Below are 22,700 nucleotides of genomic sequence, written 5' to 3' on the forward strand. Positions count from 1 at the left end.
CAACAGAAATTACAGCAATGTTGAGATGTACTCAAACATATTGTTGATTTCTTTGTGAAGTGTTCGTTGCTCTTTGGCGAGCCATCTACAATGAATGGCCTGATCGGTTAGTTTTGTCACACTTGCCTGAACGGACGGTTCCAATTGAATTCGATCCTGTAAATCTCGTATATTGAGATGTTGAACCTGTGGCGCCACAATCCATAAGGAGCCGATATAGAGCGCCTTTTCAAGCAAGCCAATCGTTGAAAAATTCATGTCCTGTGGCTTGAAATGAAAGGAATCAAAAGCAATCAATGAATCCTCTACATAGAGCTTGTACTTAGATTGGAATGCTTGATAATCAAAGATTTCTCCTCGCATTTCTCTTCCAGGGGCGACAATCTCCCCCCAAATCAATGTTGAGCTCTCTTTCAGATGAATCGTTGTATCTACCTGAAATTTGGCTCGTTCAAATGGAATGGTCACTTCAGGAAGCCATTCTAATCGTGCTCGTTCATCGAGTTCCACAGTGATGGCTTGTGTACAAAACTCGCCAGTGTGGGAAGGGTAAATTTTTAATGCTGATTGTTGCTTTAACCTTACCTGACTGTCTGGCGCAAGCTTTACTGAAATTTCATTGCGGTCTCCCGCGACCATACCACCAGAGGACTCCATAATAAAAACGGTGGCAGTTGGATGATTGCCCTCATACAGCTCTCGACTTGCCTTTAATGGCGGCTGCTGATACACATGAACAAGCCGTGTAAAACCCCGTCTAGGCTCAAAAGCCATCTCCAACTTACCGAAATGATTGACCCTTCCTTGATTAAGCATTTTCTTCAACTGCTTCGGCACCTTCAAGGAGCATATGGTGCTGAATCCATTCAACCACCTTATCAACATTTGTTTGTGAGCGAACATCGGCAAAAATATATGGTCGTCCACCACGCATTTTTTTCACGTCCTGATCCATCAGCTCTAAATCAACACCAACATGAGGGGCCAATGACGTTTTATTGATTAGTAATAAATCAGAACGTGTTAACGCTGGGCCACCTTTGCGCGGAATATCCTGTCCTTCTGCTACATCAATGACATAAATATAGCCATGAACAAGCTCTGGACTAAATGTAGCCGATAAATTATCGCCACCGCTTTCGATAAAAATAATATCTAAATCGGCAAAGCGTTTATTCAAATCATCAATCGCGGCAAAATTCATCGATGCATCCTCACGAATGGCTGTATGTGGACAGCCACCTGTTTCCACCCCAATAATTCGCTCTTCGGCTAAAACACCGTTTGTGATTAAATATTGGGCATCTTCTCTTGTATAAATATCATTCGTGATTACTGCCACATTGTAGTGCTCATGCATCACACGTGTTAATTGATCGACTAAAGATGTTTTGCCTGACCCAACAGGCCCTCCGATACCAATGCGTACTGGTTTCATATCTATCCTCTCGCTTTCTATGAAATAAATAATCTCGAAAATAAAAACTCATGCTTCATGGAGGCTAGTTCTATACCTAGCGCATTATTGGCAAGGTCATCTAGCGTTAACGTCTTCACCGTTTTGGCAGCTTCCTCCACCGAGGCAAGGAGCTTATGTAGGGCTTGGACACCTGTGTTTTGACCAAACGGCACTGCTCGTACGGCATTTTGAACGAGGCCACTAATTGTTGCATACATAAAGGTCATGACAGCATGAAAAACGTTAACACCTAGTGCTTCACAATAAATCCCATATAAAACTGCATAATGACCTTTCACGACTTCCTGATCAATGTGATCCTTCCATTGCAATAAAAAAGGGCTATCCATAAGTGGGGCTACTGTTCGCATAAATTGCTTCCCTACATTGACACTAGCATCTCTTGACTCCTTCGCTAGCTTCATAGCGCCACACAGTTCATCCAGTTCAATAAGGCGTGTAACATTTCGGGCTTGTGCTGCATGGAACGCCTCCTGAATTAGGATGGCATCCCCATACACTAAATTTTGCTCTAGATACACCTGACAAAATTCAACTAAATGTTCCTTCGTGCGAATGCGATCCTCTTGAATATACGTTTCCATACCATAAGAGTGGGTATAGGAACCGATTGGAAAGGCAGAATCATGGATTTGCAATAAATGCAATAAGGATAAATTAGTGAGAGTGTCCACGGTATTTAAATGGCTGCTTGAAACGTCTTTCAGTAGTTTCATAATGCACCCCTATTTCATCTAGTAATGGATTAATCGTATGATCTGCTCGTACGATGATTTCATTGTTTTCAATTAAGCAAGGTGTATGGCGATTCCCTAATTCAAATGCTGATTTCCCCATTTCGTACATGTCTTTTGGGGTAATAACGATAACGGGCTCCAGCTTCGTGCGAATTGCAATACGACGTTCGGCATCCTCAAATAATAAGTCGCCATATTGTAATGGTTCTTCTCCCTCTAAACGCAAAGCAATATCTGTACCTTGATCCGTTGTCGTACGAAGAATTCGTTTGCTTAATTCCTCCCACTCTAGCTCAATCCATTCTGTTGTTTTCTGTTGATGTTCTTCTTCATTAGCAATATTGCCTATTACTTTTTCAATTAACATAAGTTCTGCACCTCATCCTCTATTTTTAGCTGTTCCTCTCACTTTGATGGCTTAGAATAGGAAATATCGTTGGGCCATTGGTAATATATCCACAGGCTCACATGTTGCTAGTTCCCCATCAATTTTTACTTCATAGGTTTCTGGATTCACATCAATCTGTGGTGTTGCATTGTTGAGCTTCATGTCAGCTTTACGAATATTTCGGCAATTTGAAACCGTACCAATCATTCGTTTTAAGCCTAATTTTTCAGGTAGGCCTTCCTCCACAGCGATTTTCGGTAAAAACGTCATGCCACAATTTTGAGGACCTTGACCATAAAAGCCAAATGTTTGACGTCCTTTCATTGGCTGTGGCGTAGGAATCGACGCATTCGGATCACCTGTGATGCCATAGACCGCAATCCCTGCCTTAATGACTACTTCTGCCTTAACACCAAAGAATGCTGGCTCCCAAAGGACGATATCTGCTAGCTTCCCTTCCTCTAGCGAACCTACCTCATGGCTAATTCCGTGGGCAATCGCCGGGTTAATATTCAGCTTTGCCATATAGCGCTTAACACGATAATTATCATGATCCTTGCCTTCATCCTGTGGTAATGGACCTCGTTGCTTCTTCATTTTGTCTGCTGTTTGGAACGTTCGTAGCGTTACCTCACCAACACGTCCCATCGCTTGTGAGTCCGAAGACATAATACTTAAAATCCCTAAATCTTGCATAATATCTTCAGCTGCAATCGTTTCTGGTCGAATGCGGGAATCCGCAAATGCCACATCCTCTGGTACATCATGTTTTAAATGGTGGCAGACCATTAGCATATCTAAATGCTCGTCTATAGTGTTCGTTGTAAACGGTTTTGTTGGATTTGTAGATGCTGGCAAAATATTGGGTAATGATGCCATGACAAGCTGGTCTGGCGCATGTCCTCCACCTGCCCCCTCCGTATGGAAAATATGAATGACTCGCCCATCAATCGCATTAATTGTATCTTCCACAAAACCCGCTTCATTCAATGTATCCGAATGAAGAGCAACCTGAATATCATAGTCATCTGCAACAGATAAGCTTTGATCTAGCGCTGCTGGTGTTGCGCCCCAGTCCTCATGAATTTTCAAACCAATCGCACCTGCACGGACTTGTTCTATGATGGGTGCTGGCTCAGATGCACTTCCCTTTCCAAGTAAGCCAACATTAATTGGGAAGCCCTCAACTGCTTGCAACATGCGATGCAAATGCCATTCACCCGCTGTTAAGCTCGTCGCCTTCGAGCCAGCTGCTGGGCCTGTTCCACCACCAATAAAAGTTGTTGTCCCTGCTAGTAGGGCCGTCTCCACCTGATCAGGGCTGATGAAATGGATATGTGTATCAATGGCTCCTGCCGTAGCAATTAGCCCTTCACCTGCGTAAACCTCTGTACCAACGCCGATAATCATGTCCTGATCGACTCCGTCCATGCTGTTCGGATTACCAGCTTTCCCAATACCAATAATACGTCCATCCTTTATACCGATATCTGCTTTGACAATCCCTGTATAATCTATAATGATGACATTGGTAATGACGGTATCAAGCACACCTTCATCACGTGTATTTTTACCATTTTGCCCCATCGAGACACGTAATGATTTACCACCACCGAAGACCCCTTCGTCCCCATAGGATGTATAATCCTTCTCAATTTCAATCCACAGGTCTGTATCTGCTAAACGAACTTTATCTCCGACAGTGGGACCAAACATTTTCGCGTAAGCTTCATGTGTTACCTTCATTTTTCTTCCGCTCCTTTAAAGCCACCTTCAATTGCCTTATCTAAAATTTCTTCCTTATGGTGGGTAGAGCCCTCTGTTAGCCTATTTAAACCAAAGACATGCTGTTTGCCACCAAACTCGACAAGCTCCACCTCTTTTTCCTCACCAGGTTCAAAGCGCACCGCTGTCCCTGATGGAATATTGAGATGCATACCAATAGCATCTTGCCGATTAAACTCTAGAAATCTATTAACCTCGATAAAATGAAAATGGGAACCTACTTGTATAGGTCGGTCACCTGTATTGGCTACCAATACCTTTTTCGTCGCTCTACCCACATTGATTTCAATGACACCGTTTTTCGGTCGGATTTCTCCAGGAATCATTCTCCAACACTCCTTTATTGAATTGGACGGTGAACCGTAACAAGCTTCGTCCCATCTGGGAATGTACACTCAACCTGCACATCTGAAATCATGTCCCCGACACCTTCCATTACATCTTCAGCTGTAAGTACATGCTTAGCCTCACTCATCAGCTGCGCTACCGTTTTGCCGTCTCGAGCACCTTCCATAATAAAACTACTAATTAGTGCCACTGCTTCCGGATAATTTAGCTTTAAGCCACGAGCTTTTCTTTTCAGCGCAAGTTCTCCTGCCACATGGAGGAGTAATTTTTCTTGTTCAACTGGTGATAGCTTCAATCCAATCTCTCACTTTCCTATATTCAGAATTATCTTTCAATAATATTTTCTCTGGACATAACTTCCTTTCAGTAGTTTGAAATGTTCTAACGATTTAGTTGTACGTGCATTTAGTTGTTGTCTTACAAATTATGATTTCGCAAGGGATTTGCGAAGAGAAATAGAAATGACTTGTTGACCCGGCGAATGCGGGTTGCAATAGTTGAAGTGAGTAATAGAGGTAACAGCTAGTCCATTATAAGAAACTACATTAAAAAATTCAACATTTTTATTTATCTGTGAATTTACAAGTTTGCTAAATAATTAATAAAAAAAGAGGCATATTTTACAGAAAATTGGTCATCTGCAAAAAAGCCTCTTGTCTTGCTAGCTAAAGCGAATGAAAAATTATATTAAAAAACTAGTAAATTTATTTTATGTAAAATAATTATTTCAGGACTAAAAACGTTATTTTTCATAATCAAATCGATTGGTTAGCTTCTGTAAATTATCAGCTTGCACGGTTAAATCCTGTGTAACATGATTGACTGCTTGCATGGAGGCAGTTTGTTCATCCATTGAATGTAAAACAACTTCTGTGTAATTAGATAGCTTGCCCATGTCATCTGCAATCGTTGTGACAGAGGATGCCACTTCATTCGCGCTACTAGCAAGCTGTTCAGCTGTCGTTGAAATGTCCTCAAGCTGACCTGTCATTTCGCGAACATGCTGTGAAATCGTTCCAAAAGATGTTGTTGCTTCATCAATGACATAAACACCCTGTTGGACATTTTTTAAATCATCTTCCACTGCTGACGCAACTTGTTTTGTATCACTTTCAATCCCCACGACTAAGTCCACAATTTGCGTAGCAGAATGCTTTGATTGCTCAGCTAACTGACGCACTTCCTCAGCCACGACCGCAAAGCCTTTCCCATGCTCCCCAGCACGAGCAGCTTCAATGGCTGCATTTAATGCTAATAGATTTGTTTGATCCGTAATAGCCGTAATCATATCAGTCATCGCTTTTATATCTGTCATTTTACTTGATAATTGTTGCATAAGACCACTTGTTTTTTCAGTTGAAGCGGAAATAAATTGCATTTGCTCCTTCGCAACATGTAAAATCTTTGCACCATTTCCTGCAATATCATTGGCATCCTTCGCATGATCAAAAACATCCTGTGTAGCAACGGTAATTCGTTCGATTCCAGCGACCGTTTCCTGCATCGCATTTGCGCTAGAATAAGCCGACTCGGCAGCCTGTTTTAAGCCCTCAGACGTTTTTTCCATTTGTTGATCTACTTCTTCTACAGCAAGAGTAATTTCATTCGTACTTGCTGATAACTCCTCAATGCTTGCTGATAAATCAGATGAGCTGTGTGCAATTTTTTGTGACATTGTTTGTAATTGTTCCTTCATTTCTAAAAAGGATTGTGCTAGCTGAGAAATTTCACTATTGTCTCGAACCTCAATGTTCACATTATCTAAATGGCCTGCAGTAATCCCTTGTGCAGCCTCGGTTAACTGTTTAATTGGCTGAATAACTTTGTAGTGCACATACGCCGTGTAAGATAGTGTAATCGCGATTCCTACGATGGTTAAAATGGTAGAAAGCCATTCTAATGACGTTACATTGGCTAAATCAATAAATAAAATAGCAATCATTAAGACATTTAAAACAGAAAAGCCAAGTAAACTCTTTTTTCGTAAACTCATAACAAATTCCCCCAACTAAAATATTACTTCTATACCATCATTATAGTTGAATAATCCTAAATATCATAAAGAAAAGCTCTATTTTTATAAGAATAAAGACACAAAGTATTCCTTAAATCTCCGATAATTGTTCACAAAAAAAGACTATAGACAGCTTTAGTAGCATGTCTACAGTCTTGAAATCTAGATTTATTTTAATTTCATGATACTAGAACCAGCGATCCCTGGGTGTGTCATTTCATATGGATCTAAGATTAAATCTAATTGCTCTTTTGTTAAGACGCCTTCTTCGATACAAAGCTCACGAATTGAACGACCTGTCAGAATAGCTTCACGCGCTAAGCGAGCAGCTACTTCATAGCCGATATGAGGGTTAACAGCAGTTAATACCCCTACACTTTTCTCTACATATTCTTTCATACGCTCTTCATTTGCTTCAATATCTTTTAAGCAATTTTCCGTAAACGCACGGAAAACATTATTCATAATGCTAATCGATTGGATTAGGTTGAATACTAATACAGGCTCCATTACGTTTAATTCTAATTGTCCAGCTTCAGAAGCTAGAGAAATTGTATGGTCGTTGCCAATTACTTGGAAAGCAACTTGGTTCAGTACCTCTGGCATAACAGGGTTAACTTTACCTGGCATGATAGAAGAACCTGGTTGACGAGCTGGTAATAGGATTTCCCCTAAGCCTGCACGTGGACCAGAAGCCATTAAACGTAAGTCATTAGCGATTTTAGACATATTAATCATACAGATTTTTAAAGCACCAGATACTTCTGTGTAGGCATCTGTATTTTGTGTTGCATCCACTAAATGTGTCGCACCTTTTAATGGTAAACCAGAAATTTCAGCAAGATGCTCATCAACAGATTTAATGTAATCTGGGAAAGCATTTAAGCCTGTTCCTACAGCCGTTGCACCCATGTTCACATCATAAAGATTTGGACGTGTTTGACGAATGCGTACGATATCACGATTAATAACACGGCAATAAGCCTCAAACTCTTGTCCTAAACGGATTGGCACTGCATCTTGTAAATGCGTTCGGCCCATTTTAATAACATGAGCAAATTGCTCCGCTTTTTGATGGAAGACAGATTGCATATAATCCATCGTTTCAAGTAATTCATCTATTAAATTTAACACAGCGATATGGATCGCTGTTGGGAAAGCATCGTTTGTTGATTGTGACATATTAACATGACTATTTGGACTTACTGTGTGATAGTCCCCTTTTTCTTTCCCTAAAATTTCTAGGGCACGGTTCGCGATCACTTCATTGGCATTCATATTGATGGATGTACCTGCGCCACCTTGGATTGGGTCTACAATAAATTCTGCATCCCATTTGCCATCGATCACTTCTTGTGCAGCTTCGACAATTGCCTCACCAATTTCTTTTGATAATAGGTGTACTTCCATATTACTTAATGCAGCTGCTTTTTTCACTATCCCCATTGCTTTAATTAGTGAAGAGTGAATTGTGTAGCCTGTAATTGGGAAGTTTTCCGTAGCACGCAGTGTTTGAATTCCATAATACGCTTCTGCTGGTAATACGCGCTCACCTAAAAAATCTTTTTCTATTCGTTGTGTTGACATTATTGTCGTCTCCTTTTATGTAATACTCACACTTGATAGTAGCTAATAAAAGTCGTATTGTAAACAGTCATTTTTCTGTAAACGAAAAAAATCCTTCAAAAAAGCAAAAAATCCGCTAAAAACCGAGCATATTTTATTAATGGTCGAGCAATATTAGCCGTTATATTGTTCTTAGGTAAAGTCAAAATTAACTTAAATGGATTGGAAACATGAATTAAAAGTCAAAAAACCAATAAAGTTGTTCTCTTCGTCAACTTTATTGGTTTTCATTTCATTATTATTTATTTGATGTCACAGTAAAACGGCTGTTTTCATGTTGAGGTTGTTCTAGCTCATCCAATACAGCCACCGCATAATCGGCATAGCTTACATAGCTGTTACCAGCGTCATTTACTAATAAGTGGTCAATACCTGTTGTGTAGTGTCCTGTACGCGGGCCTTCTGGATCAAAAAATGCGGAAGGACTTAAAAATGTCCAATGAATAGAGGATTGTTGTAAATCCACTAGGTTTTGACCTTGATTTTGGGCTGTTGCCAAAAACATCTCTGGGAAATCAGGTGTATCCATAACACGCACTTTTTTCTCTGGGTCCACAAATAGACTGCCTGCCCCACCTACGACAAATAATTTTGTGTCAATTCCGTTGAAAATTGCAATCAAATGACGACCTGCTTTTACATGTAACTCCTCTTGACCTGCTGGTGCACCAAATGCATTTACCACCACATCAAAGCCCTTCACATCTTCTTGCGTTAATTCAAAAACCTCTTTTTCAATCACTGAAATAGAGGCTGTTACCTTTGCTGCCGAACGAACGATGGCTGTTACTTCATGACCACGTTGTAACGCTTCCTCTACTATTTTTTGTCCTGCTTTCCCTGTTGCACCAATCACTGCTATTTTCATTCAATTTTCCTCCTCAAATATAGTTGTAACTATTTTAGTTACAGGTTGGATACAAAAGATCATCTCCGTCTAAATACGAAGTTGATCTAGCACGTCCTGAAGCGTCTGTGCTTGTAATTGCTCCTCCATTGCCTGCCAAACAGATGTATAAACCCCTTCCAATGTATGTTGGATTTTACGTCCCACTGCACACGCTGGATTAGGCTCATCATGAATCGCAAAAAGCTGCTTTGGCCCATCCATTGCTTGATAAATGGCTAACAATGTTAAATCCTTTGGCTCAACTAATAGCTCGTAGCCGGCCATCCCAGATCGTGATGAAAGTAAGCCCGCTTTTTTTAGGACACCAATCATACGTCTCACCACAACCGGATTTGTATTCACACTGCCAGCAATAAAATCGGACGTTAATAGGCTTTTATCAGATGTTGTGGCAATGAGCGAAAGTATATGGATCGCCACCGAAAATCGACTGTTCACCATATGAATCACCACCTGTTGTAACCATTATAGTTACAGGTGCAGAAAAAAGTCAAGCACTGTCACCTGTAAATATTGTTTCCCTTTAACTATTTCCCATGCATGACTTATATTTTTTTCACATAAATCACTAATTCTTGACGGATTTGTCCATTGTCCTCATAAAAATCTAAATTGTGAAATTCATATTTAAAGTGACCTACTGGAAATGTCACACTTTCTCCCTGAGCAGCTGCCAAAATACCCGCTACATCCTGTGAGACCATATGTAATAATTCTTCCCCTGAAAATGAATCGATAAAAATTACGTTCATAAAAAACACCTCCACAGCCATTATAGCTTAGAAGGCGCTTACATTTATAGTGTTTCTTTATAGCCTTTCAGCCGAATCTCTTCAATGATTTGCATCATCTCTAGGACTTGCTGCTCTGACAATTTTGCAGTATTAACAGAAAACATTTGTTGCTCCAAACCAATTTTTTGTTCTAGATGTCTTGGATGTGGTTCACTTTCTTCTGCTTGAAGTACTAGTGTATTCTTCACAACTTTCACCTCTACCATTATGTTGACGAACGCCATTGTTCCAAATAATGCTAATAATCCCATAATTAATATAATCAACTTCTCTTAAACTAGTCATCTAACTATTTACCCGTTTACTAAAATGATTAGTAAGAACTAGATGAAAGCAAGAAAAAACAGCAACCATAATGGCTGCTGCTAGTATTATACGGCAATAGGAGCTTTAATCGTAGGATGCGGATCATATCCTTCAATAGATAAATCCTCAAGCTCAATATCAAAAATCGATGTTTTATTCGGATTGATGTGTAATGTTGGTAGGTCTCTTGGCTCACGTGAAAGCTGTTCCTTAACTTGCTCCACATGGTTTGCATAGATATGAGCATCCCCAATGCTATGAATAAATTCACCAACCTCGAGTCCACATTCATGGGCAATCAAATGAGTTAATAAGGCGTAAGAAGCAATATTGAAAGGACAGCCTAATAATGTATCTAAGCTTCTCTGCATTAACTGACAGCTTAATTTACCATCAGCTACATAAAACTGGTACATGACATGACATGGAGGTAATGCCGCTTTACTGCCCTTTGCACCCGCATTAATGACATCCTCTGGATTCCATGCATTGACAATGATACGACGTGAGTCAGGATTATGCTTAATTTGATCAATGACATCCTGTAACTGGTCAATGCTTTCTCCATTAGAGGTTGTCCAATGACGCCATTGTTTGCCATAAACATTGCCAAGATCTCCGTACTGTTGTGCAAAATCATCGTCTGTTAAAACACGCTCACAAAATGAGGCAAGCTCTTTTTGATAGAGGACATTAAACGATTCGTCCACTAAACAACGGCGACCAAAATCCGTCATATCAGGGCCAGTATAATCGTCTGATTCTACCCATTTTTTAAATGCCCATTCATCCCAGATGTGATTATTATGCTGTAATAGATAACGAATATTTGTATCCCCTTTTATGAACCATAGCAATTCACTCGCTACAAGCTTAAAAGGCACACGCTTTGTTGTTAATAGTGGAAAGCCTTTGCTTAAATCGAAGCGCATTTGGTAACCAAAGACACTGTATGTACCTGTCCCTGTACGATCCTCTTTTTTCGTGCCATGTTCTAATATATGTTGTAGTAAATTTAAGTACGCCATTTCTGGATGCGTCATTTTTTCTTCAACAGCTCCTTCAAGTTTGCTGTTGACCATTATACCATTTTACAGCGTATTTTCGTACGTCTATTATTAGCTCGAATGGTAGGAATTCTTGTTGTTAAGCTCCCGGGAGATTTCACTCTCTGCCGTGACGAAAAAGCTAGGAAGTAAAATAATATTGAGTAAAATAGGTCCAACGATGACTAATAAATCGATGCCAGGGCTGAAGTAAAGCCCGAATGCTGTAATAAGGCCAGTCATCACAAGAAAGATGATTTGGGCAACAATAATTAAAATTGGTAGTAATTGATACAGATAATTCAGTTTACGGAACTGATGCATATTGTCTGGATTTTGAATGATTTTTCTTTTTAAGCGTCTCGACAAAATGAGACAAGCAAGCAATTGAATACCAATAAAACTAAAATAAATGACACTGTATACTAATAATTGATTTTTCTGAATCGTACCATTAAAATGACCCACCCTTTGGTTCAATAAATCGTCGACTGCGCCCTCATATATATATTCGCGCTCACTTAAAAAAGTAAAAGGCTCCATAAAGCCAAGTGCCGTCCAATCCTTTGTATTGACAGTCCAATGGGATAACTTACTCGCTAAAATACGCAATTGAATAGGATCTTGTTCCCCAAACATCCCAAGTAAAATACGATAAGGAATCGATACCTTCAGCTGCCCATCTTGCTTTTCTTGAAATAAATCCCCTATGTAAAAGGTGTAAGCAACATTTGAATTATTCGCCTCATAATGAGCTTCTTCAATTTTCCAATGACTAGCTAAGGAAGCTTGAATGCCATTCCTCATTTCAGTGTAGGGTATATCCTTATGTAAACGCTTCGGAATTTTATAAACAAAATGATTATCACTACCGATGAGACAAATTTCCACTTCGACTTTCTCTTGATCTACCGTTTTGGCTTTCGTGGTCAACGGACTCATGATCATAGCGATGAGGAAAAACACAATAAGTGATAAAATGCCTTTTTTCACGCAATAGCCCCCCTATTCGTCACAATGATTAAATTTACCCTATCATAGCCATGTCCGAAAACACTATTTCGTTATTCCGAAAAAATAATAGTGGTTTTCCGAAACGCGTCATTTCGGTATTCCAAATTTATCAATAATTAGCGATAATATATAGGAGATTATTATCATAAGCAAACTTGAGGTTTCATAATGAAAAAATGGACATATAGTATTTTTCTTACCTATTTTATACTTGGCATTTATGTATTAGCCATTGCAATCAAGTCGCCCTTTATTAGTATGAGCGTTGATATAACAAATGGACAACCTGTCTTCATCGATAGCTACTATCCTCAATGGGCACAGCAAAAAAATATTAATAAAGGGGACATCGTTCTAGCCATTGATGGAGAGCCGACTTTGGAAGACCGCTCTGTTCAGCTATATTCCATCATTAGAAGTGCCCATACATTAACGATTCAAAAACCTGATGGGGCGATTCAAACCATTGCTGTAAAGCATCGAGATATGCCGGAAGAATTATATTTACAAATTTTGTTTCCTATCTTTTATTTTCTTTTAGCTTTCGTTATTGCACTTTATTTATGTCAGCGTAATAAAAATAATCTATCCACTTTTTTATTGATTCTATTTTTATTAACCTGTTCCCTGGCCTACATTAGCACAGGCGCTTCTGCAAGAGGGAATGTCATTGGCAAGTTTGTCATCGGCATATGTATTATTTTATGTATGGTTCTCTTCCTTCACTTTTTACAGCATTTTTTCAACTACTTACGAATTAAATGGACCTATATCGACAGTAAATGGCTATATCTGTTTCCACTTATCATTCCGGTCTGTGATTTACTAGGAGAATTTTTGCCAACCGTTCGTGAGTTGACACCTCTCTTAAACTTGAGCTTATTTGCTATTCTTGTGCTCTATGCTATTTATATTTTATTAACGAGTTACTTACGGACGAAACTAGCTAAAATCCGTTTGATTGCCATTGCGTTTATTGTGCCATTTTTACCATTTTTATTGTTTTTCGTGACACCTGAAATTTTAGGACATAAGCCGTTATTACACGCCGAAATAGCTGCTTTATTTTTATTATTTATTCCATTCTCATTTCTGTTTATTCAGGTGAACGAACGATTATTTGATATTGAATACCAATTATCCCGTTTACGCTATTATTCAACACTGGCCTTTTTCAGTGCCCTTCTAGCCACAGCAGGGATTGCGCTATTATTTTTAGGCGAGCTTTCCATTGTTCATATGACAAGTATTTTTTTACTGCTGTTTTTGGTTATCATTGCTAGCTTTTATGTAAAAGAACGCATTGATTTTAAGTATCGAAAAATTATCTTTTCTTCCACTGGAAATTATGTACATAATTTATATGCGGCGGTTCATCGTATGGGGAAAGCAAAAAACCAGCAAGAATTATTAGACCGTTTTAAATATGAAATTACCGAAAAACTAGGCACGACAGCCTTTCATATCTGTACGATAACAGAAGATTCCCCACAGCTTGTCAGCTCCTATACGCGGCTGCTGCTACATGATGCTGGTGAGGAAAAAATTATGTTAGAGATACAACATGCCTTACAAAAGGAAGAGCTGCTTTGGTTAGAGTTGCTCGCGCTGTATGTGTCCATGTCCATCAATAATTTACAGCAAATTGAGGATTTAGTTCGTGACATACAGCAAATTAAAAACACCAGTGATACACCGCTTCATTGGCTCGATAAATTGCTGTGGAATATTATTGAGAAAGAAAAAAGTATTTTAGCACAGGAATTACACGATACCATTTTGCAGGAGCAGCTGCATTTAGCTAGAGAGCTTGATGTTCTTGCTGGCTCACCTACTATTAACAAAGGAACCGTGCTGGATATTCGTGAGCAACTATTAAATGCGACGAAGGACTTACGAGAATATTGCGAGAACTTAAGTCCCCCTCTACTAGATACCTTTGGCTTACAAATAGCCTTAAAAAAACTGATTCAAAAGGTAAAGATACGTGCCGACTTTTTATTAGATGCTCGAATAGATCAGGTGCAATTCCAGGATGTAACCCTCCATCTCGTGGTCTATCGTCTCGTTCAGGAGCTTTTCAATAATGCAATCAAGCATTCCGAAGCAACGGAGGTCTCGCTCCAATTACAAGCAGTTCCTCATGGCTTTATCCTTCAATATGACGATAATGGGATAGGCTGTGACATAGACGATTTGATCCAGTCCTCTGCATCCATGGGCATTAATGGCATTCGCGAACGTGTCCGTGCTTTTAATGGTAATATTACCATCCAATCTAGCCACAATGAGGGCATGCATATTTTTATACAAATACAAGAGGACGGGGATTCATATGATGAACATACTTATTATAGATGACCATCCTGTCGTTTTAGATGGTACAAAAACATTGTTACAGGATTTAGCCAATGTCAAAATCGAAACCGAACAGGATAGTGCAGCTGTTTTACCAAGAATGGATACCGAAGCTTTTCAGTTATTCCTAATTGATATTAATATGAAGCCAATCAATGGCATTCAATTATCAGAAATGATTAAGAAAAAACAACCTGAAGCACTCATTATTCTTTATACAGGCTACGAGCTGTCCGATTATTATGAGCTACTCATTGAGAAAAAAATTGATGGCTTATTATCAAAGCTTGCAACGAAGGAACAGGTGATTCAAACGATCCAAGCAGCGCTAAGAGGCGAAATTTTGCTGGCAGCCGATTTCTTAGACTTTGTCCAGCAACGTACCAACCTACCTAATGTTCAACAAGAGGTATTATTAAGTGATAAAGAACAGGAAATATTACAGCTCGTTGCACAAGGCTGTACGAACAAAGCCATTGCCTCAGCTATAGGGGTCACTCAGCGCACGGTAGAAAATTATTTATCGAAGCTATTCGTCAAACTGAATGTTGAATCACGAGCAGAGGCCGTCATTGTGGCCAAGGAAAAAGCATGGATTGATTAATTTCATTACCATTTGATGACAAATGTAAAATTTCTTTTACTAAAAACGGAATATACTGGATATACAAACAATTCTGTACTATAATAAAGGTAATAATTACATTACTTCGTTGCGATGATTAAAAACGCGTATACACAAGGAATACAAGCTTTTGAATACGTTTTTTATATGTGATGGAAGCAATTGATTGTTGAATTTTTTTGGGAGGGTGTTTACATGACACAAGGAACAGTAAAATGGTTTAACGCAGAAAAAGGTTTTGGCTTCATCGCAGTTGAAGGTGGCAACGATGTATTCGTACATTTCTCAGCGATCCAAGCAGATGGCTTCAAAACTTTAGAAGAGGGCCAAAAAGTAGAATTCGGCGTAGAAGAAGGAAGCCGTGGACCTCAAGCAACGAATGTAGTGAAACTATAATCTTCACTTAACATAGACGTGCATCAAAAAGAGACATCCTACAATGGATGTCTCTTTTTCATGTTTCAAGGCTATATCATGCAAGCTCCAAGGAACTGTCCACTAAGCCCCTGTTTGATAGTAATTTTAGTTAATATCCTTGTTCGTTAAAGTAATTTGATAATACTTTTTTGGGCGCCCACGTGTTGAAGAGGTATTGCTTGGCAATTCGTGTGCTAAATTTTTTTCATGGAGCTGCTTTAAAATTCGGTTTGCCGAGCGGACTGTTATGCCAAGATGAGTGCTGAGCAATTCGCCACTGACGATAGTGGTCGTTAGCTTTTCCAGCATAGCGTCAATTTTTTGTAATTGTAATAAAGGAATGTCATAGGTAGTGCTTAACGTTTTTAAGTATTGTTGTTTTTCATCGTCAAACTGTAGCTTTGTTGCATATAATAAAGGTCCGATTTCTCGCGTATTTTCAATTATATAGCCCTGTGTTTCCTTTGAGGAGCAGAGGGTTGCGGCTTTTTTAGCAAACTCCTGACTTTCAATAAGAGAGTCACCAATCCCCCACCCTATTTTGACAGGAAAGGATAGCTTATCATTTAAAAAATCAACTAACTGACAATGTGTATATTGATCTGTTGTAGATAAGAATTGCTGATATGTCGTGATAATCGCAAGGAATGAAGCCTCTCGATGCACGATAAACGAACAAGCATATAGTTGTTTGAAATCTAAAATCGCTTTATATAAGGCGATTTGCCGATATTCTAAGTCATCTAGATTCGATTTGTCTATCGGAATTAAAATATGTACAACAACGACTTTGTTTTGATTAAGCTGGCGAATTTGAAGCTGTTTGACAAAATGATCCAATGTTAATTGCATGGCATACAGAGATGGGTAAAAAGCAATAAACGGTATGTTTTGAAGCGCTAATCGTTCACGTATTTCTGCAATGCGTGTAAAGCTTAGCTCAACCTTGTTTTCGTTATGCAATTGTATGTGCCATTCTGCAGCTTTGTCGATAATATCGCTACTAGCGAACTCGCTCATTGTTTGGCTAAAAAGAAACGGTTTTTCACCTATCGACCATTCATGAATACCAAGATAGCCGTTTTCCTCATAACAAAAATCGATGGCGATACGATTCATAGCTATCTTTTTCTCATAAAAAAGCTCCGTAACGGTACGGTAAAAATCACGCTCTGAAATATCGAAATAATGCATGGGTACTGTTACTTCTTGAAAATAGCTTTTAGCAAAGAAATAAGGAATCTGCCCGCTAAAAAGTGCTCCATCTCCCCCATCTAAATGCTTCTCTAAAAGCTCATGTAAATGTGCATTATCGTTATAAGCATAGTAATGAAATTTACAAAAAGCGGGTTTAATTTTTTCAAGTTGCTGAACCCAAGAAAGCGAACGTTTTGCGGTAAAAACATTAATTTTATACATACATATATCTCCTTATTGAAAAATAAATATTGAAAATAGTCAGAAAATATGGTTTCTTTGTATAAAGGACATAGATTTTTAATGTCTTAAATTACAGACATTCATTTTTTAAAGAATAAGTCTAATAAAGTATAAAAGGAGATGAAATTTATGCAAGGGAATTCACAAACAATTAAGAAAAAATCTTGGATTGACAACATGTTAGATAAAATCGAACGTGCAGGCAATAAATTACCAGACCCAATCACGTTATTTATTATTCTAGCAGGTATAGTACTAGTTTTATCATGGGTTCTATCTATGCTAGGTATTTCAGCAGTTCAACCCGGTACAGATGATGTCATTGAAGTCAAAAACCTGCTAAGTCAAGAAGGACTCATCTTAATTTTAACGCAAATGGTATCGACATTTACAGGCTTTGCTCCTCTAGGGCTAGTTATCGTGACGATGATTGGTATTGGTTTAGCTGAGCAAACAGGGCTAATTTCGGCTGTCATGAAGAAGATCGTGATGTCAGCACCGACAAAGTTAATTGTACCTTTTATTATTTTTACAGGTTTAGTTGGAAACTTAGCTGCTGACGCGGCATTTATCATTTTACCACCTATTGCAGCTATGATTTTTATGAGTATTGGTCGTAATCCATTAGCTGGTTTAATTATTACATATGCAGCTGTAGCTGGAGGCTTCAGTGCCAACATTTTGATTAGCTCTCTCGATGTATTATTACTAGGAATTACCGAATCAGCAGCACATATAGCAGACCCTACGTATACTGGTCGTGCAACGATGAACTACTACTTCTTAATTGCTTCGACGTTTTTACTAGTCATTATTGGCACGTGGGTTGCGAAAAAGTTTACAGAGCCTCGCTTCGGTACGTTTAACGGAGAGGTTGAAAAGCTAGAGCCATTGACAGCCCTAGAAAAACGAGGATTAAAATGGGCTGGAATCGTAATGCTAGCTTATATTTTAGTCATTGCTATTACAGTTATTCCATCGAATGGGCTTTTACGTGATCCTGAAACAGGCGGCTTTTTAAATTCACCTTTCATGTCAGGCATTGTACCCATCATGTTATTCTTCTTCCTATTACCTGGTCTTGCCTATGGTATTGCAGCGAAGGAGGTTAAAAACGATAAAGAAGTTGCGGAGAAAATTTTTAAATCCATCGCTGATATGGCACCATTTATTGTATTAGCTTTTGCCGCTTCACAAATGATCGCCTTCTTCAACTGGAGTAATATTGGTTCTATTTTAGCCATTAAAGGGGCTGAGCTGTTACAAGCATTAAATTTTACAGGTTTACCAATGATGATTGGCTTTGTTTTAATTTGTGCATTTGTTAACTTATTAATCGCCAGTGCATCAGCCAAATGGGCTTTGCTTGCACCGATTTTTGTTCCGATGTTCCTCTACTTAGGTTATACCCCAGCGATTACACAAATAGCCTATCGTGTAGGGGATTCGATTACAAATCCAATAACGCCGATGTTACCGTATTTCGCGATTCTTCTGTCGTTTGCAAAGCGCTACGATAAAAATATCGGTATCGGAACACTTATTTCCTCTTTATTACCGTTCTCGGTATTCTTTGCAATCGGCTGGATTATCTTATTTGCTCTTTGGTTCCTATTCGGTTTACCGCTAGGACCTGGTGATTATATTTACTTAAAATAAGGAGTGTTTTACATGACAGCATTACAACAACAATTAGCAGAGTTATTAAAGCAATATGAGGAAGAAATGATTCAGCTTCGTCGTCATTTCCATGAAAATCCCGAACTTTCCTTCGAGGAAGTAGAAACGCCGAAAACAATCGCAGCCTTTCATCGCGCCTTAGGTCATGAGGTTCATGAAGGTGTAGGTGGCAATGGTGTTGTGGCAAAGCTAGTAGGTGGTAAACCCGGGAAAACCGTAGCGTTACGCGCGGATTTTGACGCCTTAGCCATTACAGAAGAAACAGGCTTACCTTTCCAATCAAAAATTAAAGGTCGTATGCATGCTTGCGGACATGATGGACACACTGCCTCCCTGTTAATTTTAGCGAAGGCACTCAACAAAATGAAGGATGACCTAGCAGGAACTATCGTCTTTATTCATCAGCATGCAGAGGAGCTGGCCCCGGGTGGAGCTATTTCAATGATTAAGGACGGCTGCCTAGAAGGTGTCGATGTTATTTTTGGTACACATTTATGGGCTCCAACTGAACTTGGAAAAGTACAAACAGCGAAGGGACCATTAATGGCTGCAGCAGATGGTATTTATATAACAATCAAAGGCAAAGGTGGCCACGGTTCCAACCCAAGTGACACCAAGGATTCCATTGTTTTAGCGGCACAGTTTATTACGAATTTACAGCAGCTCGTGGCACGTCGCGTCAATCCATTACGTCCAGCAGTAGTGTCGATTGGGCATATCGAGGCCCTCAATCCATTCAATGTCATTGCTGATCAAGTGTATATGAAAGGTACTGTACGCACTTTCCACGAGGAAGAGCGCAGTTTGCTAGAGCGTGAAATTGAAGAACTATTAAAGGCCACATGCTATTTAACAAAAGCAGACTACGAATATGAGTTTGTACGAGGCTATCCACCTGTTGTTAACCATGAAGCAGAGACAGAGCATATTATGGAATCCGCAGAGAAAATTGCAGATGTAGCAGCTGTTGAACTGGTTGACCCTAATATGGGTGGTGAGGATTTTGCCTATTACTTAGAGGAAATCCCAGGTTCCTTCTTCTTTACAGGCGCAAAAAATCCAAATTGGGAGGAAGTATATCCTCACCATCACCCGAAATTCGATATCGACGAACGCTCCTTACGAATTGCTGCCAACGTTCTAGGCCAAGCAACATTAGACTACTTCGCAAAGCATAATTAAAATTAATAGGACGAGATGCATGCAGCATCTCGTCCTATTTTTGTTGAGAAGCGGAGGATTTAAGAGGTTCTCTTCGGGGTGAAGCGGTTCTGCCTTGCTTTGGTGTGATTTCCTGATTTGGTGGAGCGGTTCGATCACTTTTTGGATCACCTCTCACTCACTTTGGAGCGGTTCGGTCACTTTTTGGTTCACTTCCAACTCACTTTGGAGCGGTTCGATCACCTTTTGGATCACTTCCCACCCAATTTGGAGCGGTTCCCTCACCTTTTGGATCACTTCCAACTCACTTTGGAGCGGTTCGATCACCTTTTGGATCACCTCTCACTCGCTTTGGAGCGGTTCTATCACCTTTTGGATCACTTTCCTCTCACTATTGAGCGGTTCTATCACCTTTTGGATCACTTCCAACTCACTTTGGAGCGGTTCGGTCACTTTTTGGATCACTTCCAACTCACTTTGGAGCGGTTCGTTCACCTTTTGGATCACTTCCCACTCACTTTGGAGCGGTTCGGTCACCTCTCACTCGCTTTGGAGAGGTTCTATCACCTTTTGGATCACTTTCCCCTTACTAATGAGCGGTTCAATCACCTTTTGGATCACTACTCACCCGATTTGGAGCGGTTCGGTCACTTTTTTGATCACTTCCAACTCACTTTGGAGCGGTTCGGTCACTTTTTTGATCACTTCCAACTCACTTTGGAGCGGTTCCCTCACTGTTTGGATCACTTCCCACCCGATTTGGAGCGGTTCGATCACCTTTTGGATCACTTCCCACCCAATTTGGAGAGGTTCAATCACCTTTTGGATCACTTCTCACTCACTTTGTAGCGGTTCGTTCACCTTTTGGATCACCTCTCACTCACCTTGGAGCGGTTTCCTAACTGTTTGATCACTTCTCACCCAATTTGGAGCGGTTCGATCACCTTTTGGATCACTTCCAACTCACTTTGGAGCGGTTCGGTCACTTTTTGGATCACTTCCAACTCACTTTGGAGCGGTTCGTTCACCTTTTGGATCACTTCCCACCCAATTTGGAGCGGTTCGTTCACCTTTTGGATCACTTTCCCCTCACTAATGAGCGGTTCCCTCACCTTTTGGATCACTTTCCCCTCACTAATGAGCGGTTCTATCACCTTTTGGATCACTTTCCCCTCACTATGGAGCGGTTCCCTCACTGTTTGGATCACTTCTCACTCACTTTGGAGCAGTTCTCGCACTGATTGGTCTACTTCCAAGCAAGTGCACTCTAAATTAAGCATAGGAATGTAGGCCGGCAATTACTAGATTGACGAAGACTTGGTTGAATACGATGATGCCGAAGCCGATGATGGCTAGCCAGGCTGTTTTCTCACCTTCCCAGCCTTTGGATAGTCGGAAATGGAGAAAGGCAGCGTAGAATAAAAAGGTAATCAATGCCCAAACCTCTTTTGGGTCCCAGCCCCAATAGCGACTCCACGCAATTTGTGCCCAGATCATAGCAAACAATAGGCCGCCTAATGCGAATAAGGGGAAGCCGATGACGACAGCACGGTAGGATATTTCATCCATTAATTGGGGCTGCACTCGGCTTGTCCATGGCTTTAATAAAGCACTAATAGATTTTCTTGTAATTAATCGAATGACAGCGTATAAAATCGTACCGACCATAAATGCCCAAACAATGGAATTTAACTTTTTGGCATCAATTTTGTTCGTGATTTCAATCATACCGACTGCTTCACCATTTTCTGTGACCGCACCTTTTGTCACAATAAGTGGCATCATCGAGTAAACGGCTTGTTCTGACTGTCCCTGCGCATTGTCAAATTGTACTTTGACATCGTCTGAGGCAAAGCTAAATGTCGTGGAAACACCGATAAAGCCGATGACCACAACTAAACAATATAAAACAAACTCTAGACCGTATGTACTGATGGATTTCTTCGAGACATCCAACGTTCTTAATAAATAAATCAAACCTGTAGCAAAGGACACTGATAAAATTGCACTAGAAAAGGCAACTGTCATAACATGAATAGTTAACCAGTGGCTTTGCAGTGAAGGAACAAGTGGTGATACTTCCTTCGCGAAAACGCTTCCATATCCAAGGATGATTAATGAAACAGGAATAGTAAATAAGCCCACTACAATTTGTTTATAGAGGAAATGAATAATTAAATAACTTCCTGTCAGCATAATGCCAAAGAATGTCATAAATTCATACATATTACTCACAGGTGCATGATCTACAGCCATCCATCTCACCACAAAATAGACGAGCTGTAAAGCAAAGGCTACATACGTGAGAAACAGTCCTAGCTTGCCGAATAATTTGCCCTTTGATTTGACCGCAAGTCCTAATGGCACAATTGCAATCAGTAGTAAGATAAAGGCAACAAATAAAGAATTGCTGCTAATAGATAATAAGGTTTCTTGATTCACATGAATCCCTCCCATGTTCTTTTTCGGAATTTGCTTCCAACTAATAGGAACGATACAAGATTGCAAGAGGTGCCATGTTTTCCCTGTAAATATTTTTATTTTTTCGAATTGTTACAAATTGGTGAAATA

General features: G+C 39.7%; 26 protein-coding genes. 5 read left to right on the top strand and 21 right to left on the bottom strand.

Annotated features, from left to right (window positions below; translation table 11 throughout):
* Positions 1-9: 9 nt before the first annotated feature.
* The 15 genes from SJW71_RS13110 to SJW71_RS13180 all read right to left on the bottom strand — a co-directional run bounded on the left by SJW71_RS13110 (position 10) and on the right by SJW71_RS13180 (position 12,427).
* A complete protein-coding gene (locus SJW71_RS13110; protein ID WP_274797317.1) occupies positions 10-816 on the bottom strand; it encodes an urease accessory protein UreD in 807 nt (268 codons plus the stop codon).
* Positions 809-1,438 carry an urease accessory protein UreG gene (ureG, locus tag SJW71_RS13115; RefSeq protein ID WP_341386153.1) on the bottom strand — a complete coding sequence of 210 codons (630 nt, stop codon included), beginning with the start codon at positions 1,436-1,438 and terminating at the stop codon, positions 809-811. The genes SJW71_RS13110 and ureG overlap by 8 nt, the downstream gene beginning before the upstream one ends.
* A gap of 17 nt (positions 1,439-1,455) precedes the next feature.
* Positions 1,456-2,196, bottom strand: a complete 741-nt coding sequence (locus SJW71_RS13120; RefSeq protein ID WP_274797048.1) for an urease accessory protein UreF — start codon at positions 2,194-2,196, stop codon at positions 1,456-1,458.
* Complete coding sequence (locus tag SJW71_RS13125; RefSeq protein WP_274797047.1) at positions 2,138-2,584, bottom strand: urease accessory protein UreE; 447 nt, start codon at positions 2,582-2,584, stop codon at positions 2,138-2,140. The genes SJW71_RS13120 and SJW71_RS13125 overlap by 59 nt, the downstream gene beginning before the upstream one ends.
* Positions 2,585-2,635: 51 nt before the next feature.
* Positions 2,636-4,351, bottom strand: coding sequence for an urease subunit alpha (gene ureC, locus SJW71_RS13130; RefSeq protein ID WP_274797046.1), 1,716 nt, complete (start codon positions 4,349-4,351; stop codon positions 2,636-2,638).
* Positions 4,348-4,716: an urease subunit beta gene (locus SJW71_RS13135; RefSeq protein WP_274797045.1), complete on the bottom strand. Its 369-nt coding sequence runs from the start codon at positions 4,714-4,716 to the stop codon at positions 4,348-4,350. The genes ureC and SJW71_RS13135 overlap by 4 nt, the downstream gene beginning before the upstream one ends.
* A gap of 14 nt (positions 4,717-4,730) precedes the next feature.
* Positions 4,731-5,033, bottom strand: coding sequence for an urease subunit gamma (ureA, locus tag SJW71_RS13140; RefSeq protein ID WP_012294325.1), 303 nt, complete (start codon positions 5,031-5,033; stop codon positions 4,731-4,733).
* Between the two features lie 447 nt (positions 5,034-5,480).
* Complete coding sequence (locus SJW71_RS13145; protein WP_322605019.1) at positions 5,481-6,731, bottom strand: methyl-accepting chemotaxis protein; 1,251 nt, start codon at positions 6,729-6,731, stop codon at positions 5,481-5,483.
* A gap of 189 nt (positions 6,732-6,920) precedes the next feature.
* The gene (aspA, locus tag SJW71_RS13150; protein ID WP_274797042.1) at positions 6,921-8,339 is read right to left on the bottom strand and encodes an aspartate ammonia-lyase; all 1,419 of its coding nucleotides are present in this window, start codon (positions 8,337-8,339) and stop codon (positions 6,921-6,923) included.
* A 277-nt stretch (positions 8,340-8,616) separates the two neighbouring features.
* Entirely contained in the window at positions 8,617-9,246 is a 630-nt protein-coding gene (locus tag SJW71_RS13155; RefSeq protein ID WP_431810986.1) for an NAD(P)-dependent oxidoreductase, read from the bottom strand.
* 69 nt (positions 9,247-9,315) lie between these two features.
* Positions 9,316-9,729, bottom strand: coding sequence for an Rrf2 family transcriptional regulator (locus tag SJW71_RS13160; protein ID WP_274797040.1), 414 nt, complete (start codon positions 9,727-9,729; stop codon positions 9,316-9,318).
* 104 nt (positions 9,730-9,833) lie between these two features.
* The gene (locus tag SJW71_RS13165) at positions 9,834-10,040 is read right to left on the bottom strand and encodes a thymidylate synthase (protein ID WP_274797039.1); all 207 of its coding nucleotides are present in this window, start codon (positions 10,038-10,040) and stop codon (positions 9,834-9,836) included.
* Between the two features lie 44 nt (positions 10,041-10,084).
* Positions 10,085-10,348 (bottom strand): hypothetical protein, encoded by a 264-nt coding sequence (locus SJW71_RS13170; protein ID WP_274797038.1) that lies wholly within the window; start codon positions 10,346-10,348, stop codon positions 10,085-10,087.
* 105 nt (positions 10,349-10,453) lie between these two features.
* Positions 10,454-11,431: a thymidylate synthase gene (locus SJW71_RS13175; RefSeq protein ID WP_431812207.1), complete on the bottom strand. Its 978-nt coding sequence runs from the start codon at positions 11,429-11,431 to the stop codon at positions 10,454-10,456.
* A 75-nt stretch (positions 11,432-11,506) separates the two neighbouring features.
* Entirely contained in the window at positions 11,507-12,427 is a 921-nt protein-coding gene (locus tag SJW71_RS13180; RefSeq protein WP_312507300.1) for a hypothetical protein, read from the bottom strand.
* Positions 12,428-12,616: 189 nt separating this feature from the next.
* Here SJW71_RS13180 and SJW71_RS13185 point away from each other — a divergent pair, with 189 nt between their 5' ends.
* From SJW71_RS13185 to SJW71_RS13195, 3 genes are all read left to right on the top strand, one after another.
* Positions 12,617-14,809: an ATP-binding protein gene (locus SJW71_RS13185; protein ID WP_431810987.1), complete on the top strand. Its 2,193-nt coding sequence runs from the start codon at positions 12,617-12,619 to the stop codon at positions 14,807-14,809.
* Positions 14,784-15,410, top strand: coding sequence for a response regulator transcription factor (locus SJW71_RS13190; RefSeq protein WP_274797032.1), 627 nt, complete (start codon positions 14,784-14,786; stop codon positions 15,408-15,410). Before SJW71_RS13185 ends, SJW71_RS13190 begins: the two co-directional genes overlap by 26 nt.
* Positions 15,411-15,626: 216 nt before the next feature.
* Positions 15,627-15,827, top strand: a complete 201-nt coding sequence (locus SJW71_RS13195; protein WP_274797030.1) for a cold-shock protein — start codon at positions 15,627-15,629, stop codon at positions 15,825-15,827.
* Positions 15,828-15,953: 126 nt separating this feature from the next.
* Here the strand turns inward: SJW71_RS13195 and SJW71_RS13200 are convergent, their stop codons facing one another.
* On the bottom strand, positions 15,954-17,267 hold the full coding sequence (locus tag SJW71_RS13200; RefSeq protein WP_322605016.1) for a hypothetical protein: 1,314 nt from the start codon (positions 17,265-17,267) through the stop codon (positions 15,954-15,956).
* A gap of 150 nt (positions 17,268-17,417) precedes the next feature.
* Here SJW71_RS13200 and SJW71_RS13205 point away from each other — a divergent pair, with 150 nt between their 5' ends.
* Both SJW71_RS13205 and SJW71_RS13210 read left to right on the top strand, forming a co-directional pair.
* Positions 17,418-18,947, top strand: coding sequence for an AbgT family transporter (locus SJW71_RS13205; protein WP_431810988.1), 1,530 nt, complete (start codon positions 17,418-17,420; stop codon positions 18,945-18,947).
* 12 nt (positions 18,948-18,959) lie between these two features.
* Positions 18,960-20,150, top strand: a complete 1,191-nt coding sequence (locus tag SJW71_RS13210; RefSeq protein WP_431810989.1) for an amidohydrolase — start codon at positions 18,960-18,962, stop codon at positions 20,148-20,150.
* A gap of 153 nt (positions 20,151-20,303) precedes the next feature.
* Here SJW71_RS13210 and SJW71_RS13215 read toward each other — a convergent pair whose 3' ends face one another.
* The 5 genes from SJW71_RS13215 to ccsB form a co-directional block, all read right to left on the bottom strand.
* Positions 20,304-20,468, bottom strand: coding sequence for a hypothetical protein (locus SJW71_RS13215; protein ID WP_431810990.1), 165 nt, complete (start codon positions 20,466-20,468; stop codon positions 20,304-20,306).
* Between the two features lie 3 nt (positions 20,469-20,471).
* Entirely contained in the window at positions 20,472-20,666 is a 195-nt protein-coding gene (locus SJW71_RS13220) for a hypothetical protein (protein WP_431810991.1), read from the bottom strand.
* Positions 20,667-20,753: 87 nt separating this feature from the next.
* Positions 20,754-20,960: a hypothetical protein gene (locus SJW71_RS13225; RefSeq protein WP_431810992.1), complete on the bottom strand. Its 207-nt coding sequence runs from the start codon at positions 20,958-20,960 to the stop codon at positions 20,754-20,756.
* An 86-nt stretch (positions 20,961-21,046) separates the two neighbouring features.
* Positions 21,047-21,337, bottom strand: a complete 291-nt coding sequence (locus SJW71_RS13230; RefSeq protein ID WP_431810993.1) for a hypothetical protein — start codon at positions 21,335-21,337, stop codon at positions 21,047-21,049.
* 64 nt (positions 21,338-21,401) lie between these two features.
* Complete coding sequence (ccsB, locus tag SJW71_RS13235) at positions 21,402-22,586, bottom strand: c-type cytochrome biogenesis protein CcsB (RefSeq protein ID WP_274797316.1); 1,185 nt, start codon at positions 22,584-22,586, stop codon at positions 21,402-21,404.
* Between the last annotated feature and the right edge of the window lie 114 nt (positions 22,587-22,700).

It is taken from the genome of Lysinibacillus sp. FW12 (assembly GCF_050817245.1).
GTDB lineage: Bacteria > Bacillota > Bacilli > Bacillales_A > Planococcaceae > Lysinibacillus > Lysinibacillus irui.

Coding starts and splice junctions, on each gene's coding strand:
- SJW71_RS13145 (WP_322605019.1), bottom strand. CDS start 6,731: ATGAGTTTACGAAAAAAGAGTTTACTTGGCTTTTCTGTTTTAAATGTC.
- SJW71_RS13165 (WP_274797039.1), bottom strand. CDS start 10,040: ATGAACGTAATTTTTATCGATTCATTTTCAGGGGAAGAATTATTACAT.
- SJW71_RS13135 (WP_274797045.1), bottom strand. CDS start 4,716: ATGATTCCTGGAGAAATCCGACCGAAAAACGGTGTCATTGAAATCAAT.
- ureC (WP_274797046.1), bottom strand. CDS start 4,351: ATGAAGGTAACACATGAAGCTTACGCGAAAATGTTTGGTCCCACTGTC.
- ccsB (WP_274797316.1), bottom strand. CDS start 22,586: ATGGGAGGGATTCATGTGAATCAAGAAACCTTATTATCTATTAGCAGC.
- aspA (WP_274797042.1), bottom strand. CDS start 8,339: ATGTCAACACAACGAATAGAAAAAGATTTTTTAGGTGAGCGCGTATTA.
- SJW71_RS13205 (WP_431810988.1), top strand. CDS start 17,418: ATGCAAGGGAATTCACAAACAATTAAGAAAAAATCTTGGATTGACAAC.
- SJW71_RS13190 (WP_274797032.1), top strand. CDS start 14,784: ATGATGAACATACTTATTATAGATGACCATCCTGTCGTTTTAGATGGT.
- SJW71_RS13200 (WP_322605016.1), bottom strand. CDS start 17,267: ATGTATAAAATTAATGTTTTTACCGCAAAACGTTCGCTTTCTTGGGTT.
- SJW71_RS13125 (WP_274797047.1), bottom strand. CDS start 2,584: ATGTTAATTGAAAAAGTAATAGGCAATATTGCTAATGAAGAAGAACAT.
- SJW71_RS13175 (WP_431812207.1), bottom strand. CDS start 11,431: ATGACGCATCCAGAAATGGCGTACTTAAATTTACTACAACATATATTA.
- SJW71_RS13210 (WP_431810989.1), top strand. CDS start 18,960: ATGACAGCATTACAACAACAATTAGCAGAGTTATTAAAGCAATATGAG.
- ureG (WP_341386153.1), bottom strand. CDS start 1,438: ATGAAACCAGTACGCATTGGTATCGGAGGGCCTGTTGGGTCAGGCAAA.
- SJW71_RS13195 (WP_274797030.1), top strand. CDS start 15,627: ATGACACAAGGAACAGTAAAATGGTTTAACGCAGAAAAAGGTTTTGGC.
- SJW71_RS13185 (WP_431810987.1), top strand. CDS start 12,617: ATGAAAAAATGGACATATAGTATTTTTCTTACCTATTTTATACTTGGC.
- SJW71_RS13110 (WP_274797317.1), bottom strand. CDS start 816: ATGCTTAATCAAGGAAGGGTCAATCATTTCGGTAAGTTGGAGATGGCT.
- SJW71_RS13160 (WP_274797040.1), bottom strand. CDS start 9,729: ATGGTGAACAGTCGATTTTCGGTGGCGATCCATATACTTTCGCTCATT.
- SJW71_RS13155 (WP_431810986.1), bottom strand. CDS start 9,246: ATGAAAATAGCAGTGATTGGTGCAACAGGGAAAGCAGGACAAAAAATA.
- SJW71_RS13120 (WP_274797048.1), bottom strand. CDS start 2,196: ATGAAACTACTGAAAGACGTTTCAAGCAGCCATTTAAATACCGTGGAC.